This is a genomic window from Pseudoclavibacter sp. CFCC 13796 (assembly GCF_008831185.1).
In the GTDB taxonomy this organism is placed as follows: Bacteria; Actinomycetota; Actinomycetes; order Actinomycetales; family Microbacteriaceae; genus Pseudoclavibacter_A.
Genome location: NZ_WBKD01000001.1, coordinates 1,705,535 through 1,720,322, shown reverse-complemented (window position 1 = coordinate 1,720,322; position 14,788 = coordinate 1,705,535). Strand labels below are relative to the sequence as shown.

The following is a 14,788-nucleotide window of genomic DNA, read 5'->3' as shown; positions in this document are numbered from 1 at the left end:
TCGGCTCCGCCTCCCTCAGAAACAGACACAGCGGAACGGGCGAACTGCGGTTCGCGCATTCCGCGAACCCGAAAGAACTCATCATGAAGAACAACGACAACCTACAGTCGTCGGCACAGACCCGACGCATCACGGCAGATCAGCGTGCGATCGAGACGGCGGAGACGCTGCATCGCGGCGGCCTCGGCAGGCGGTGGGGCGTGGCCGTGAGCGGCCTCGCGCTGGCCGCCGGCATGCTCTCCGGCTGCGCGGCCTCGTCGAGCTCGGACAGCTCGAACGCCTCCGACAGTGCCTCGAGCTCGGCGGCCGCACAGCAGTGCGAGACCGCGGGTGAGGTGCAGATCTGCGATCCCTGGGTGAAAGCGGTCGACGCTGAGGGCGACGCGCATCCGATGACGGCCGCATTCGCCTCTCTGCACTCGACGACTCCGCAGAGCCTGCATCTGGTCTCTGCGGAGTCAGATGCCTCTGGCATGACCCAGCTGCACGAGACCGTCGCCGACGGAGGCTCGACCACGATGCGCGAGAAAGAGGGCGGCTTCATGGTTCCGACCGACGGTGCGCTCGATCTGCAGCCCGGCGGCAACCACATCATGCTCATGTCGCTGCAGAAGTCTCTGCAGCCTGGTGACAGCGTCTCGATCACTCTGCACTTCGAAGACGGGACTTCAGCACAGTTCGCGGCACCGGTGCGTCAGTACACCGGCGCCAAAGAGAGCTACACCGATGACCCGAACATGAAGATGGACGACGACGGGCCGACTGCCACGAACGGCGACGGCATGTCGGAGCACCACCATGGCTGACCACGACCCCGTGGAGAGCGAGCCGTCGAGGTCTGACGGTTCGTCGGCTTCGGCGACTCACCCCTCCGGCGGCGCCGGTCGATTCACCCGGCGCGGTCTGCTGACCGGCGCCGGGGCGACTGCGGCAGGTCTGGTCGTCGGCGCCGGGGGCGGCTGGGCGGTTCGCGAGCGTCTCATGCCCGCCGGGCCGCCCTCGGCGGATGCCGTGGTCACCGGCGACGAGACGGTCGCCTTCTACGGTCGTCGACAGGCGGCCGTAGAGGCCCCGGCACCGGCGCACGTCGGCTACCTCGGTTTCACACTGCGTCCGGAGACCGGCGTCGAGCAGCTGCGGCGTGCACTGCGCATCATCAGCGACGACGCCTCTCGTCTGACTCGGGGCGTGCCGTCGCTGGCGATGAGCGACCCCGATCTGGCGACGCCTGCCGCGCGGCTCACGGTGACGATCGGCTTCGGAGCGCGCGTGTTCGAACTCGCAGGTCGTACCCCGCCGCCCGGCGTGGGCAGCCTGCCCGCCTTCTCGATCGACCGTCTGCGGCCGGAGTTCAGCGGCGGAGACCTTCTGCTGATGATCGGCAGCGACGATCCGATCACCCTCTCGCACACCGAACGAGTCATGATCAAGAACATGCGCTTCTTCGCCACGGTGGCCTGGCGTCAGCAGGGCTTTCAACGCGCCCGGCACAGCGAGCCGCCGACGGCCACGCCGCGCAACCTCTTCGGGCAGAAAGACGGCACGGTGAACCCCCGTCCCGGCACCGACGCGTTCGAGCAGCAGGTGTGGGGCGCATCGGGAGGATTCGCCCCGTGGGCAGAGAACGGCACCACGCTCGTTCTTCGTCGGATTCGGATGAATCTGGAGACTTGGGACGAGGTCGACCCCGTCGGCCGAGAGAACAGCATCGGACGCCGTCTCGGTTCGGGCGCCCCGCTGACCGGCACCGATGAGTTCGACGAGCCGGACTTCGACGCCAAGAACTCCGTCGGCTTTCCGGTCATCGACCTTGCCGCACATATGCGTCGCGCCCGTCAGGCCGACGGCCGGGTGCGCATCCTGCGTCGCGGCTACAGCTACGACGACGGTGTGGATGCCGAGGGCGTCGCCGACGTCGGTCTGCTGTTCGGTGCCTGGCAGGCCGACATCATGCAGCAGTTCGTACCGGTGCAGCAGTCGCTCGCCGACATGGATCTGCTCAACCAGTGGACCGTGCCGATCGGCTCCGCCACATTCGCGATTCCTCCAGGCTGCGACGTGGGCGGCTACGTCGGCGAGACCCTGCTCGGCTGAGTGCGACCCAAGCGAAGTGATTCGAGACGCCGTCGGCTGGTCTAGGCTGGTTCGGTGAAGATTACGCGATCGCTGATGGTCAAGGGCGCTGTGCTCGGAGCGTTCGCCGGGGTGCTCTCCGGGCTCTTCGGCGTCGGCGGCGGCATCATCATGGTGCCGGTGCTGGTCATGCTCGGGCTGAGCCAACGTCTGGCCAGCGGCACGTCGCTGGCTGCGACTGTTCCCATCGCCATCGTCGGGGTGATCACCTATGCCTCGCATGGCACGATCGACCTCGTTCCCGGGCTCGCCATCGGCTTCGGGTCGTTCTTCGGGGCGTTTCTCGGCACCTGGCTGCTGCAGCGCGTCAAACCGAAGGTGCTGCAGCTCTTCTTCGCGTTGGCGATGGTCGCGACGGCGGTTCGGCTCTTCATCGATCTGCCTGTCGAGGGCACCGGGTTCGCGCCGCAGCCTCTGACGCTGGCCCTTTTGGTCTGCTTCGGCCTGCTCGTCGGCGCGCTGGCAGGGCTGCTCGGAATCGGGGGCGGCCTGATCATCGTCCCCGTTCTCGTGCTGACGCTCGGACTCGACCCGAATCTGGCGAAGAGCTCCTCGCTCATCGCGATGCTCCCCAGCGGGGTGAGCGGCACGTACGGCAACCTGCGCAACCACAACGTCAGTCTGCGACTGGCCGCCGCTATCGGACTTCCGGGGTCGCTGACCACCATCTTCGGCGGATGGCTCGTGCACGTGATCGACACGCGCCTGGCCATGGCCCTCTTCGCCGTGCTGCTGGTGCTGAGCGCTCTGCAGATGGTGAGAAAGGCCCTGAAACGTGGTTGACGCTCCACCTGCGCAGCAGCAGCGACGCCTGCTTGCAGCCTGCGCGATCGTGCTCACCGCGCTCAACCTGCGTGGTGCGGCGACGATTCTGTCGCCGATCGTCGACTTGGTGAACCAGGACGTCGAACTCGACACCGTCATGCAGGGCGTGATCGGTGCACTTCCGCAGCTGCTCTTCGCCGGCGCCGGTCTGATCACCCCGCTGCTCGTCCGACGCATGTCGCTTCCGGCGCTCGCCGGCGCCGCCATGGTCGTGACCGCCGGGGGCCAGGTACTGCGCGCGTCGACGAACAGCGACCTCGCCTTCGGTCTGAGCACCGGACTCATCTTCTTGGCGATCGGCGTCGGCAACATCGTGGCACCGCCGACCATCAAACTGTTCTTCCCGCGTCATGTGGGCACGATGACCTCGGCCTACAGCATCACGCTCGGGCTCAGCACCGCTGTGCCGCCGATCTACATCGTCGTACTGTCTCATGCCGTCGGCTGGCGTATCGGGCTCGCCTCGTGGGCCGTACCCGCGTTCCTTGCCGCACTGCTGTGGGGCGTCGTGATCCTGACGAGCCGTCGCAGCCCGCGCGAGTCCGAGCCAGGCGACGCTCCCGCCCCTCCTGCGATGCGCGAGACCGCTGCCGGCGGCACCAACGTCGACAACCGCAGCACGGTCAGCGCGGCAGATGCACCCGGGGCGAGCCTGCAAGTGTGGCGAACCTGGCAGGGGTGGGGCATCGCGGTCATGATGGCTGCCCAGTCGACGGTCGTCTATGCCATGTTCGCGTGGCTGCCTGCGCTGCTGCGCGACGCCGGCGTCGACGCGGCCTCGGCGGCATTCGGACTGTCGCTGTTCACCGCTCTCGGCATTCTGCTCGGGGTGGTCATACCTCCGATGACCTCCCGCCAGGCGACGCTGCGCCCGTTGCTGGCTGTGTCGACGGTCTGCTTCGCCGTCGGCCTGATCGGGCTCATGGTGTCACCGGGCCACTTGTCGATGCTCTGGGTGGCGGCGCTCGGTCTCGGGCCACTGACGTTCTGCATGATCCTGGTGCTGATCCCCCTGCGGGCGCGTACGCAGATGCATGCCTCTCAGCTGTCCGCGTTCGTCCAGGGCGTCGGGTATCTCATCGCCGCCGCAGGGCCGTTCCTGTTCGGTCTGCTGCATGACCTCTCTGGGGGATGGACGCTGCCGTTGGCCTATCTGCTGGCCTGCGTCGCGATCTCACTGCCGTTCGCAGTCATCGGCACTCGACCCGGCTACGTCGGCGATCCAGCACGTCGCTGACATCGGGTCGGCCTCCGTGCCCAGACCATCGGGCAGGCCGGAAGAGTCACGTCCAGACTCAAGGAATAATGCCCAGACCCCAAGCATAATGCCCAGACTCCAAGCATAATGTCTAGACCCCAGGCAGAATGCGAGAAGCCCCTCGGAACCGATGATTCCGAGGGGCTTCGTTCTGTGCCCGAGAGGGGACTTGAACCCCTACCCACGATAATTTGTGGACTAGCACCTCAAGCTAGCGCGTCTACCTATTCCGCCACCCGGGCTGGTGCTGTGCCCCGCAGGGCACCAGATGAGATTAGCACGTTTGCCGTGAAGTGGGAAAACCGGTGGGGCACGTCGCACCGAATCGGCCTGAGACCGGCGATCTGAGGGTGCCGGGTGGGTGTATCCCGGGCATGTCTCCTGCCGTACAGATGACGCTCGTGGTCGGTCGGGAGCAGTCACCAGCGTGCGGCAGGATACGATTTCGTCATGGTCATTCATGACGACGCTGCAGGCGTTCCCTCAGACTCACACGTCAGTGCTGCTCGTCATGGTGACGATGACGCCGACCTGCCGGATGTGGTGCGCATCGTTCGCGACCTGGTGCGCTTCGACACGACGAACTACGGCGGCGGCAACGCCAAAGGAGAGGGTCCGGCGGCGGCCTACATCGCAGACTTCCTGCGCTCGCAGGGGCTCGACCCCGTGATCGTCGGTCCCGCAGCGACGCCGGATGCCCCGGCGCGTCCCAGCGTCATCGCGCGCTGGCCGGGACAAGACAGCACGCTTCCTCCGCTGGTGCTGCACGGCCACACCGATGTGGTGCCGGCCGACGCGAGCGACTGGAGCGTCAATCCCTTCGCCGGAGTCATTCGCGACGGCTGTCTGTGGGGGCGGGGCAGCGTCGACATGAAGAACATGCTCGGTCTGATCCTGGCGAACGTGCAGCACTTCACCGAGCAGGGCAGACGACCGCGACGCGACGTCATCCTGGCCTTCTTCGCCGACGAGGAGGCCGGTGGCGCGGCCGGTGCCGCCTGGCTGGTACGTCAGCATCCAGAGCTCTTCGCCGATGCTCGAGTGGCTCTGAGCGAGGTCGGAGGGTACACGATCACCGTCGGTGACCGACGGGCGTATCTTCTGCAGACGGGAGAGAAGGGGCATACCTGGCTGCGGCTGCGGGCACGCGGTACGGCCGGCCACGCTTCGGCGGTGAACCATGACAACCCAGTCACCGCGATCGCGCGGGCGGTCTCTGCGATCGGGGCGATCGAATGGCCGATCGAGCTGACCGAGACGACGCGAGCGCTGGTCGAAGGCATCCGCGATCTGGCCGGACTGCCCGCCTCAACGCCGCCCGAAGACGTGGTCGCCGCCGCGGGCTTCGCGAAACCGTTTCTGAGCGCCACGCTGCGCAACACCACGACTCCCACTGTCATCAACGCCGGATACATGCAGAACGTCATTCCGGCGTCGGCCGAGGCGCTCGTCGATGTGCGCCCTCTGCCCGGACAGGAGGAACCGGTGCTCGCGCGGGTTCGTGAGGCTGCCGGCCCCGACGTCGCCATCGAGATCATCGAACAGGGCATCGGCTACGAATCGTCGTTCGACGGCGACTTCGTCCAGGCGATCCAGGAGTCGATCGCCCTGCACGACCCTGAGGCGGTCGTGCTTCCATATCTGCTGAACGCCGGCACCGACAACGTGTGTCTCACTCAGCTGGGCATCACCGGATACGGGTTCGTGCCGACCCGAGTGCCAGACGACTTCGACTTTCCGGGTTCGTATCATGCGGTCGACGAGCGCATTCCGCTCTCGGCTCTGCTGTTCGGCGAACAGGTGCTCGGCGATCTGCTCGAACGGTACTGACCGAGCCCGTGACACCCGGTTCGGCGGATGCCGGCGTCGGTGGTCTAGTCTGGTGTGCGGCACCCGTGCGAAGCCGACGGGCCTGCCACGGCGCGCTCTTCGCGTCCGTGCCTGACATCACCAAGTGCTGATCACCGGAAAGGTGTGCTGTTGTCCATCCTCGACGCCCTCATCCTCGGACTGGTGCAGGGGCTCACTGAGTTCCTGCCCATCTCATCGAGCGCGCATCTGCGCATCGTCGGCGAGTTCCTGCCGGGAGCGGAAGACCCCGGGGCGGCGTTCACAGCCATCATCCAGCTGGGCACCGAAGCAGCCGTGATCGTCTACTTCTGGAAGGACTTCGTCCGAATCGTCAGGGCCTGGTTCGCAGCGCTGTTCGGCCGCATCCCTCGCAACGACCCCGATGCGCGCATGGGGTGGGTCATCATCATCGGCACCATTCCGATCGGAGTCTTGGGGCTGCTCTTCAAAGACCAGATCGAGACCACGCTGCGCAGTCTCTGGATCGTGGCCATCATGCTCATCGTCTTCGGCATCGTGCTCGGTGCGGTCGACCGCTGGGCGCCGAAGCGCAAGAGCCTCGGCGACTTGACCCTGCGAGACGGTCTGTTCATGGGGCTGGGTCAGGCGCTCGCGCTGATCCCCGGCGTCTCTCGGTCAGGCGGTACGACCACCGTCGGCCGCGGACTCTCCTACGATCGCCCGACAGCGGCGAAGTACTCGTTCTATCTCGCCGTACCAGCCGTAGTGATCTCGGGATTCTTCCAGCTGATCGAGTCGGTTCGCGGAGAGACCCATGATGTTCCTGAGTTCCTCCCGACCCTGGTGGCGACCATCGTGTCGTTCGTCGTGGGCTGGTTCGTCATCGACCGTCTGATGAAATACCTGCAGCGTGGTTCGTTCGCGCCGTTCGTGATCTACCGAGTGGTGCTCGGCGTCGCACTGATCATTCTGCTGAGCACCGGCGTCATCGCCGCCTGAGAACGTTAGGCTCGTACTGTGAAGAGTTGGTCGACACCTGCACCGCCCCATCTGCCCTCTGCTGCCGCCCCACGCCCGGTGCGCATCTACGATCACGCGAGCGATGCGCTGCAGCCGGCGTCCGAAGACGGCCGCACCGCACGTCTGTACGTCTGCGGCATCACCCCCTACGATGCCACGCACATCGGCCATGCCACCACCTATCTCGCCTACGATCTGCTGAACCGGGCCCTTGTCGACAGCGGAGTCGCAGTGCAGTATGCGCAGAACGTCACCGACGTCGACGACCCGCTGCTGGAGCGCGCGGAGCAGACCGGTGCCGACTGGGAGGCGCTGGCGGCCCAACAGATCGAGCTCTACCGTACCGACATGGCCTGGCTGTCGGCGCTCGCGCCAGCGCATCTCGTCGGAGTCACCGAAGTCATCGATGAGATCGGTCAGGCGGTTCTCGAACTGATCGAACGAGGCTTCGCCTATCGCGTCGAGAGCCCCGACGCAGAAGAGGACATCTACTTCGACGTGCGTGCCGCAGACGCGGCGTTGGCCGCCTGGACGCTCGGCGAAGAGTCGCGTTACTCGCTCGAACAGATGGTGCGCTTCTTCGCGGAGCGCGGGGGAGACCCCAAGCGCCCCGGCAAACGTGATCGTCTCGACCCACTGCTGTGGAGAGCCGAACGACAGGGCGAGCCCTCCTGGCAGGTGATCGGGCTGCCGGTCGGTCGTCCAGGCTGGCACATCGAGTGCTCGGTGATCGCCGAACGCTGTCTCGGGCCGAACTTCGACGTGCAGGGCGGCGGGTCAGACCTGATCTTCCCACACCACGAGATGTCGTCGGGTCACGCCACGGCGATCAACGAGCTGCCCTTGGCGCGCATCTACAGCCATGTGGGCATGGTCGCATACCGAGGTCGCAAGATGAGCAAGTCGCTGGGCAACCTTGTCTTCGTGCACCGTCTGCGTGACGCCGGCATCGAGCCGGATGCCGTACGCGCCGCAGTCTTCGCACATCACTACCGTTCCGACTGGGAGTGGCACGACGCCGACGTGGCCAAGGCGCAGGAGCGTCTCGCTGAGTGGCGCAGCGCCTATCAAGTGGCCATGCAGGGCAGCGATCACCGTCGCGAGGCAGACAACCCGGTGCTGGCGAATCTTCGACAGGCCCTGGCCAATGACCTCGACGCCCCGCGCGCACTGAGCGTGCTCGACGCCTGGGCCGACAGCCCTGAGGCGCCGGAGCTCATCGCGGACGCCGCGCAGGCGCTGCTTGGCATCGATCTGACCAGAAAGGCCGATGTCGCATGAGCACAGGTGAGCTCGAAGCCGTCTGCTGGGATATGGACGGCACCCTGATCGACTCCGAGCGCTACTGGATAGAGTCTGAGGTCGACCTCGTCGGCGAGCACGGCGGAGTCTGGACCGAGCAGGACGCCAAGGCCAGCGTGGGAGCGGCGCTCGACGTCATGGCCCGACTCGTGATCGCTGCTGGGGTCGATCTGCCGGTCGAAGAGGTCATCCGCACAGTGAGCGCTGGCGTGGCCGATCGCTACGCCTCACTGGGCATTCCCTGGCGGCCGGGCGTGCTCGACCTGCTGCAGGAGCTGCGTGACGCAGGCGTCCCGCAGTCGATCGTCACGATGTCGCACGCCGACACGGCGAGCGCCATTGCCGAGGCGGCCCCAGCCGGCGTGTTCCAGCATGTGATCACCGGCGATCGGGTCGCACATGGCAAGCCCCACCCCGATCCGTACCTCACCGCGCTCGAACACTTGGGCACGAGTGCCGCCGGGACGATCGCCTTCGAAGACTCCCAGACGGGCGTGAGCAGCGCATCCGCCGCAGGTCTGCTGACCATCGCGGTGCCCTGCGTGCTGCCGCTGCCCGAATCGAGCGACTATCTGCTGTGGGAGACCCTGCAGGGAGTCGACGTCGCACGGCTGCGTCAGACGGTCGCAGAGCAGATGCACAACGCATGAACGAGACAGACGAGATGACTGACCACACCCCAGCCGCACCCCAGCACGAGGCCACCGCCCATGACTCGTCGAACGCAGGAGGCGAGATGCAGCACGGCGCCCTTCGCGTCGGCGATAAAGTGCAGCTGACCGGCCCAAAGGCCCGGATGCACACGCTGATTCTGCAGCGCGGCGCCGAGTTTCACACCAACAAGGGCGCGATTCGTCATGACGACCTCATCGGCGCTCCCGACGGCAGCGTGATCGAGTCGACGCAGGGCGTGCGCTACCTGGCGCTGCGCCCGCTGCTGCGTGACGAGGTGCTGTCGATGCCACGCGGCGCCGCGATCATCTATCCGAAAGACGCCGTGCAGATTCTGGCGCTGGCCGACGTGCACCCCGGGGCGCGGGTGGTCGAGGCGGGTGTCGGGTCGGGCGCCCTGAGCATGTGGCTGCTGCGCAGCCTGGGCGATTCCGGCAGACTGTTCTCGTTCGAGCGACGCGAGGAGTTCGCCGAGATCGCGGATGCGAACGTCAGCGGACACTTCGGCCGTCACCCCGAGAACTGGACGGTGACGGTCGGCGATCTGCAGCAGGAGCTGCCTGCGGTGGTCGCCGACGGCTCGGCCGATGCAGTCATCCTCGACATGCTCGCGCCGTGGGAGACGATCGACGCGGCGGCGGCGGCTCTGCGACCCGGCGGTGTGCTCGTGGTCTACGTCGCGACTGTCACGCAGCTGTCGCGCGTGTCCGAGACGATTCGCGATCGCGGCTGCTTCACAGTGCCGCAGGCCACTGAGACGATGGAACGCGAGTGGCACGTCGAGGGACTCGCCGTGCGCCCCGAACATCGCATGATCGGTCACACCGGCTTTCTCACGTCGGCTCGCAGGCTGGCCGATGGGGTCGACCTCCCCGAGATCTCTCGCCGACCGGCCAAAGACGCCTTCGACCCCGACGACCTGGCCGTCTGGACGCCAGGCTCGGTCGGTGCGCGGAACACGTCTGAGAAGAAGCTGCGCAAGTCGGTGCGCACGGCGCAGCGTCAGCGCGAGCAGCGGGCAGCCGAGTAGGCTGTCACACGGATTGGAGAACACATGCGTTCACAGAAGGCCATGAGATCGACCATCGGCGCCGGTGTGGGTGTGCTCGCACTGGTCGGTGCGCTGCTCGCGGGGTGCTCGTCGCAGCCCGATCGTGCAGTCGCATCCGGCGACGCGTCGGATGCGGTGGTCGCCTCGGACTTCGACCTCTCGCGGTCGAGCATCGACCCGAAGCCGGATCTGCAGGTCGACGGAACACAGCTGAGCATCGGCAGCGCCGGCGACGGCCGCTTCGTCGACGTCGATCAGGACGCAGTGCTGCTGGGCGTGAGCATGTTCAATCTGAAGACCGGCAAGGCGCTCGGCCAGGCCGCAGATCTCCCCGCTGTGTCGGTGTCATTTCTGCGCGGTCTGAACTCTCCTGTCTATGGAGCGATCGCAGACGCGCTCAAAGGTCAGCGCGTGGGTGACGTCTTCACCCTGGTGGTGCCCAACGTCGACGGAGCAGATCCCAGTTCGACGGACGGCAGCGGTGCCGGCGACGTCGTCGTGATCGGCACCGTGCGAGACAGCTTCCCGGCTCGGGCCCACGGCGCGGAACAGGCACCGGTCAACGGATTCCCGCAGGTGGTGCGCGACACGACAGGCCGACCCGGGCTGGTGCTGGGCGACGAATACTCATCCGCCGGAGCACCCGAGTCGGCTGTGCTGGTCAAAGGCGATTCGAAAGAGACCGCCCAGGCTGGCGACACCGTGCAGCTGCAGATGACGATGTTCGACACCTCGGCGAAGACCCGCAGCGCCAAGGTGCTGCAGTCGACGTGGGACGACGGACAGCTCACTCAGCTGAAGCTGGACGATTCGGACGACGCGTTCTTAGGGCTGATGGAGCGCACCCTCACGTCGGTGCCGATCGGTTCGCAGGTCATCGTGCACGTGCCGACCAGCTATCAGTCGCAGGTCGGCGATCTGCTGGTGATCGACGTGCTGGCACGCACTCCGGCTGCTGAGTGAGACCATGGCCGATCGGGTGACCGCGCAGGAGCGGATGCTCAATCTCGTACTGGCCCTCCAGCACACGCGCTTCGGCCTCACGAAGCGACAGATCCTGAGCGAGGTGTCGGGGTACAGCGACGACTTGGCGTCCGGAGTCTCGATGTCGGCGCTCGAACGACGGTTCGAACGGGACAAAGCCGCGCTGCGTGCCCTCGGCATCGACGTCGTCGCCGCCGACGATGTCTGGACTCCCGGTGACAACCAGCTCACTCGGTATCACATCGACGAGCAGGCGTATGCGCTGCCAGAAGACCTCGAGCTCAGCGGCGCCGATCTCGGTCTGCTCACCGCTGCGGCTCTGCTGCTCTCGCGGCTTGACGCACCGGAAGGCCGAAGGGTCGCAGAACGGGCCCGGGCCCTTGGCGCGCCCCACGACGCCGCCGCTGACCGCGATGGTGCGCCTGACGCTGCGCAGGAGCGTTCGGCTGAGCTGGTGGTCGGTGGCCTGCTCGATCTCATGGTCTACGAACCGAACCTGCGGCCGCTCCAGTCTGCCGTGCTCGAAGGCCGCATCGTGCGCTTCGACTACCACACGCAGGATCATCAGCGCACCACGCGGCGCACGCTGCTGCCGCTGGCGGTCGTGCTGGTCGACGGCCGCTGGCATGTGCACGGCGTCGACCTCGACCGTCTGCCGAAGCGCGCGGAGGGACTGGACGACCCGGAGCTGCGGCGCACTTTTCTGCTGCAGCGCATCCGTGGAGTCGTCCGGCCCCTCGAGGAGCGCGAGCTGCAGAGCGGCCGTGTGCGCGACGCGCAGACGATCGCCGCCGAACGCAGCCGCGAGGAGTGGGCTGAGTCGGTCGTCGCCGACCTCGAGCGACTGCGCCGGGAACAGAGCGCCCGGCTGCGGGTGCGACCAGGCAGCGAGGCTGCGGTGCGCCTCGGCGACCGACTGCATGCCGTCGGCGATGCGGCGACGCCCGAGACGACGTTCGACGTGCTGACTACGGACTACGACCTGCTCGCCGACGAGATCACCGGGTACGGCGACGAGGTGACCGTGATCTCGCCCGAGAGCCTGCGCACCCGTGTCGAGGCCAAGCTGCGCCGTCTGCTGGCCGACCACACCGGAGAGGGCGAGCGATGAGCGACCAGTCGAACGCAGCCATGCAGCGCCTCGGATTCGCCTTGGTGCTGGTGCCGTGGGTGGTGGCCAACCCTGGCGCGACCGTCGAATCGATCTCCGAATGGTTCGACGTACCCGCCGAGCAGGTACGAGACACCGTGCGCATGCTGCCCCTTGTGGGTGTGCCCGGTGACTCTGCCGCCTACGATCCAGGCAACCTCTTTGACATCGACTATGACGACTTCGAGCTCAACGACCGGGTGACGATCACGAACTCCGTGGGTCTGAACCATGTGCAGCGCTTCTCGACCGCCGAGCTCGCAGGGCTCTCTGCGGCGCTGAATTATCTGGCCGCACTGCTGCCCGACGAGCGACGCGCTGCGGCCACCCGACTCGCCGCTCGACTGGGCGGCGGCACGGTCACGGCTCGCAGTGAGGGACGCTTCGCCGAGACGATCGCGCTGCTGCGGGCCTGCGGCGCCGACCGGGGCGCGGTGGAGTTCGACTACACCTCGGCCTCCGGGCACCGATCGCACCGCACGGTCACCGTCGAACGCGTGCGCATGACCCAGGGCATCTGGTACCTCTCGGGAGCAGACGGCGTCGACGGCGCGGGCCTGCCGCGCCGACGCACCTTCCGGCTCGATCGCATGGCGGCGGTCGCCCGCAGCGAAAGACCGCCGATCGCAGCCGATCACGACCAGTCGACCTCGGCATCCGTCGACACCGTGAGCAGAGACGACGAGGCCGAGCCCATCACCGTCACTCTCGAGGTGCAGGCCGAGGCCGCCGGCGTGCTCATGGCGTTCGGAGAACGTCTGACCGACGATGTGAGCTGGCCGGTGCGCCGCCTGGTGCGAGTCGCCTCGGTGCCTGCACTCGTGAGACACGTGAGTTCGCTGCCCGGGCGCGTTCGCATCCTCGCTCCGGCATCGGTGCGCGAGGCTGTGGCCGACCATGCTCGTCGCGCGCTGGCGGTCTCTGCGGATGCCGAGCTGGCCTCGTCCGACGAGTCACCTGACGAGTAGGATCGTGATCATGTTCTTCTGGATCTCTCTGGGCGTGGTCGTGCTGGCGCTGCTGGCGCTGGCTCTCGTGGCCTGCGTCCGCGTGCCGCGGTATCGTCGGTCGGCACGTCAGCTGATGGCCGCCGTCGACGAGATTCCGAAGTCGCTGGGTCCGCTGACCGCTCAGATCGGCCTCCTCCAGCAGCGGCTGCGCCCCGATACCAGGATCAGTCTCGACGACGAGGGTCTCTCTCTGACGTCGAGTGAGATCGAAGAGGCTCAGCGGCGTCGCGTCATGGCGGCGCGTGCGGCTCGGGCGAAGTACCGTCGTCTGCGACGGGCTCGATCCTGACACTCCCACAGCCAGCGGCATCGGCTCGGTGACACCGAACGCACCGCTATACTGATCACGATTCCCCACACCCTTGGAGCGACCGCAATGAAACCTTGGCAGATCATCATCATCGTCCTCGTCATCCTGCTGCTCTTCGGTGCGCCGAAGCTGCCCGGTCTGGCGAAGAGCCTGGGGCAGTCGATGCGCATCTTCCGCAAAGAGGTGAAGGGGCTCGAAGCAGACAAAGCCGCCGATCAGGAATTGACTCGGTCGAACCAGCAGAGCGAGCAGTCGTCGCCAATGACGTCAGGCCAGGCACCGGTGCAGCAGCCGGCGCCCGTACAGCAGCCCGTGCAGCAGCAGCCGGTTCAGCCGGCGCCCACACAGCCTGCTGAGGGCGACGCGCCGAAGAACGCCTGACACCGGCACGGCGGTGTCTCAGACGAAGAAGAGTCGCGACGGCACGATGTCGATCGCGCAGCACTTGGTGGAGCTGCAGAAGCGCATCATCATCTGCGCGATCGCGATCGTGGCCGCCGCGATCGGTGCGTGGTTCATCGCGCCGTTCGTGCTCGACGCGCTGCGAGAGCCTCTGCTGACGGTCATGCAGAAGACCGGCAGACAGACCCAGATCAACTACTCGGACGTGTCGAGTCCGCTCAATGTGCGCATGCACATCACGATGGTGCTCGGCATCATCATCGCGGCTCCGATCTGGCTCTACGAGCTCTGGCGGTTTCTCGCTCCCGGCATGCTGCGCAAAGAGAAGCTCACCGCCGTCGGGTTCGTCGGCACGGCTATCCCGCTGTTCCTCGGCGGGTGTCTGTTCGGCTGGTGGGCGTTCCCGAACCTGGTGTCGTTCATGTCGAGCTTCGCATCGGCCGACGACGTGCAGCTGATCAGCGCAGACACCTACCTGCGATTCGTGATGAACCTGATGCTGTTCATGGGGCTCGGGTTCGTGCTGCCGCTGCTGCTCGTGCTGCTGAACTTCGTCGGCGTGATGAGCGCGAAGACCATCATTAAGGGCTGGCGCGTGGCCATCGTGGTCGCACTGATCTTCGCGGCGTTCATCACCCCGCCGACCGACATCCTCAGCATGTTCCTGCTCTCCAGCCCCATGCTCGGGCTCTACCTGATCGCCTGTCTCATCTCCTGGCTGCACGATCGACGCGCGGAGAAGCGGGCACAGACACTGCTCGAAGACGATGCACTGCCCGACCCGGACATCCCCGGCACCTCAGACCTGACCGAGACCTCCGGTGCATCCGATGCAGGCAGCACGACGAAGTGACCCAGG

The 14,788-nt window shown here is 66.6% G+C and carries 15 protein-coding genes and 1 tRNA gene; 15 read left to right on the top strand and 1 reads right to left on the bottom strand.

Going from position 1 to position 14,788, the window contains the following annotated elements; all coding sequences use genetic code 11:
- The first annotated feature begins 83 nt into the window (after positions 1 to 83).
- From F8O07_RS07745 to F8O07_RS07730, 4 genes are read left to right on the top strand one after another with little or no spacing between them, the layout of a single operon-like run.
- Positions 84 to 806 (top strand): copper chaperone PCu(A)C, encoded by a 723-nt coding sequence (locus F8O07_RS07745; protein WP_158031493.1) that lies wholly within the window; start codon positions 84 to 86, stop codon positions 804 to 806.
- Complete coding sequence (locus F8O07_RS07740) at positions 799 to 2,094, top strand: Dyp-type peroxidase (RefSeq protein WP_158031492.1); 1,296 nt, start codon at positions 799 to 801, stop codon at positions 2,092 to 2,094. Before F8O07_RS07745 ends, F8O07_RS07740 begins: the two co-directional genes overlap by 8 nt.
- Before the next feature lie 54 nt (positions 2,095 to 2,148).
- Positions 2,149 to 2,916, top strand: a complete 768-nt coding sequence (locus F8O07_RS07735) for a sulfite exporter TauE/SafE family protein (protein WP_158031491.1) — start codon at positions 2,149 to 2,151, stop codon at positions 2,914 to 2,916.
- Positions 2,909 to 4,195 (top strand): CynX/NimT family MFS transporter, encoded by a 1,287-nt coding sequence (locus F8O07_RS07730; protein ID WP_158031490.1) that lies wholly within the window; start codon positions 2,909 to 2,911, stop codon positions 4,193 to 4,195. The genes F8O07_RS07735 and F8O07_RS07730 overlap by 8 nt, the downstream gene beginning before the upstream one ends.
- 175 nt (positions 4,196 to 4,370) lie before the next feature.
- On the opposite strand, the gene F8O07_RS07725 is transcribed toward F8O07_RS07730, so the two are convergent.
- Positions 4,371 to 4,458 (bottom strand) — tRNA-Leu (locus tag F8O07_RS07725).
- A 208-nt stretch (positions 4,459 to 4,666) separates the two neighbouring features.
- Between F8O07_RS07725 and F8O07_RS07720 the strand changes: the two genes are divergently transcribed.
- The 11 genes from F8O07_RS07720 to tatC all read left to right on the top strand — a co-directional run bounded on the left by F8O07_RS07720 (position 4,667) and on the right by tatC (position 14,782).
- Positions 4,667 to 6,046, top strand: a complete 1,380-nt coding sequence (locus tag F8O07_RS07720) for a M20/M25/M40 family metallo-hydrolase (RefSeq protein ID WP_158031489.1) — start codon at positions 4,667 to 4,669, stop codon at positions 6,044 to 6,046.
- 150 nt (positions 6,047 to 6,196) lie between these two features.
- Positions 6,197 to 7,027 (top strand): undecaprenyl-diphosphate phosphatase, encoded by an 831-nt coding sequence (locus F8O07_RS07715; RefSeq protein WP_158031488.1) that lies wholly within the window; start codon positions 6,197 to 6,199, stop codon positions 7,025 to 7,027.
- Positions 7,028 to 7,045: 18 nt separating this feature from the next.
- The gene (gene mshC / locus F8O07_RS07710) at positions 7,046 to 8,329 is read left to right on the top strand and encodes a cysteine--1-D-myo-inosityl 2-amino-2-deoxy-alpha-D-glucopyranoside ligase (RefSeq protein ID WP_158031487.1); all 1,284 of its coding nucleotides are present in this window, start codon (positions 7,046 to 7,048) and stop codon (positions 8,327 to 8,329) included.
- The gene (locus F8O07_RS07705) at positions 8,326 to 9,000 is read left to right on the top strand and encodes an HAD family hydrolase (protein WP_158031486.1); all 675 of its coding nucleotides are present in this window, start codon (positions 8,326 to 8,328) and stop codon (positions 8,998 to 9,000) included. The genes mshC and F8O07_RS07705 overlap by 4 nt, the downstream gene beginning before the upstream one ends.
- 14 nt (positions 9,001 to 9,014) lie before the next feature.
- Entirely contained in the window at positions 9,015 to 10,052 is a 1,038-nt protein-coding gene (locus tag F8O07_RS07700; RefSeq protein WP_158031485.1) for a tRNA (adenine-N1)-methyltransferase, read from the top strand.
- A 42-nt stretch (positions 10,053 to 10,094) separates the two neighbouring features.
- A complete protein-coding gene (locus F8O07_RS07695; protein ID WP_192496701.1) occupies positions 10,095 to 11,036 on the top strand; it encodes a hypothetical protein in 942 nt (313 codons plus the stop codon).
- A 4-nt stretch (positions 11,037 to 11,040) separates the two neighbouring features.
- On the top strand, positions 11,041 to 12,168 hold the full coding sequence (locus F8O07_RS07690; protein WP_158031483.1) for a helix-turn-helix transcriptional regulator: 1,128 nt from the start codon (positions 11,041 to 11,043) through the stop codon (positions 12,166 to 12,168).
- Positions 12,165 to 13,175, top strand: coding sequence for a helix-turn-helix transcriptional regulator (locus tag F8O07_RS07685; RefSeq protein ID WP_158031482.1), 1,011 nt, complete (start codon positions 12,165 to 12,167; stop codon positions 13,173 to 13,175). Before F8O07_RS07690 ends, F8O07_RS07685 begins: the two co-directional genes overlap by 4 nt.
- A gap of 10 nt (positions 13,176 to 13,185) precedes the next feature.
- Entirely contained in the window at positions 13,186 to 13,506 is a 321-nt protein-coding gene (locus F8O07_RS07680; RefSeq protein ID WP_158031481.1) for a hypothetical protein, read from the top strand.
- Between the two features lie 87 nt (positions 13,507 to 13,593).
- Positions 13,594 to 13,908, top strand: coding sequence for a Sec-independent protein translocase subunit TatA (tatA, locus tag F8O07_RS07675; protein WP_158031480.1), 315 nt, complete (start codon positions 13,594 to 13,596; stop codon positions 13,906 to 13,908).
- Between the two features lie 13 nt (positions 13,909 to 13,921).
- Positions 13,922 to 14,782 (top strand): twin-arginine translocase subunit TatC, encoded by an 861-nt coding sequence (tatC, locus tag F8O07_RS07670; RefSeq protein ID WP_225733221.1) that lies wholly within the window; start codon positions 13,922 to 13,924, stop codon positions 14,780 to 14,782.
- The last annotated feature ends 6 nt before the right edge of the window (positions 14,783 to 14,788 follow it).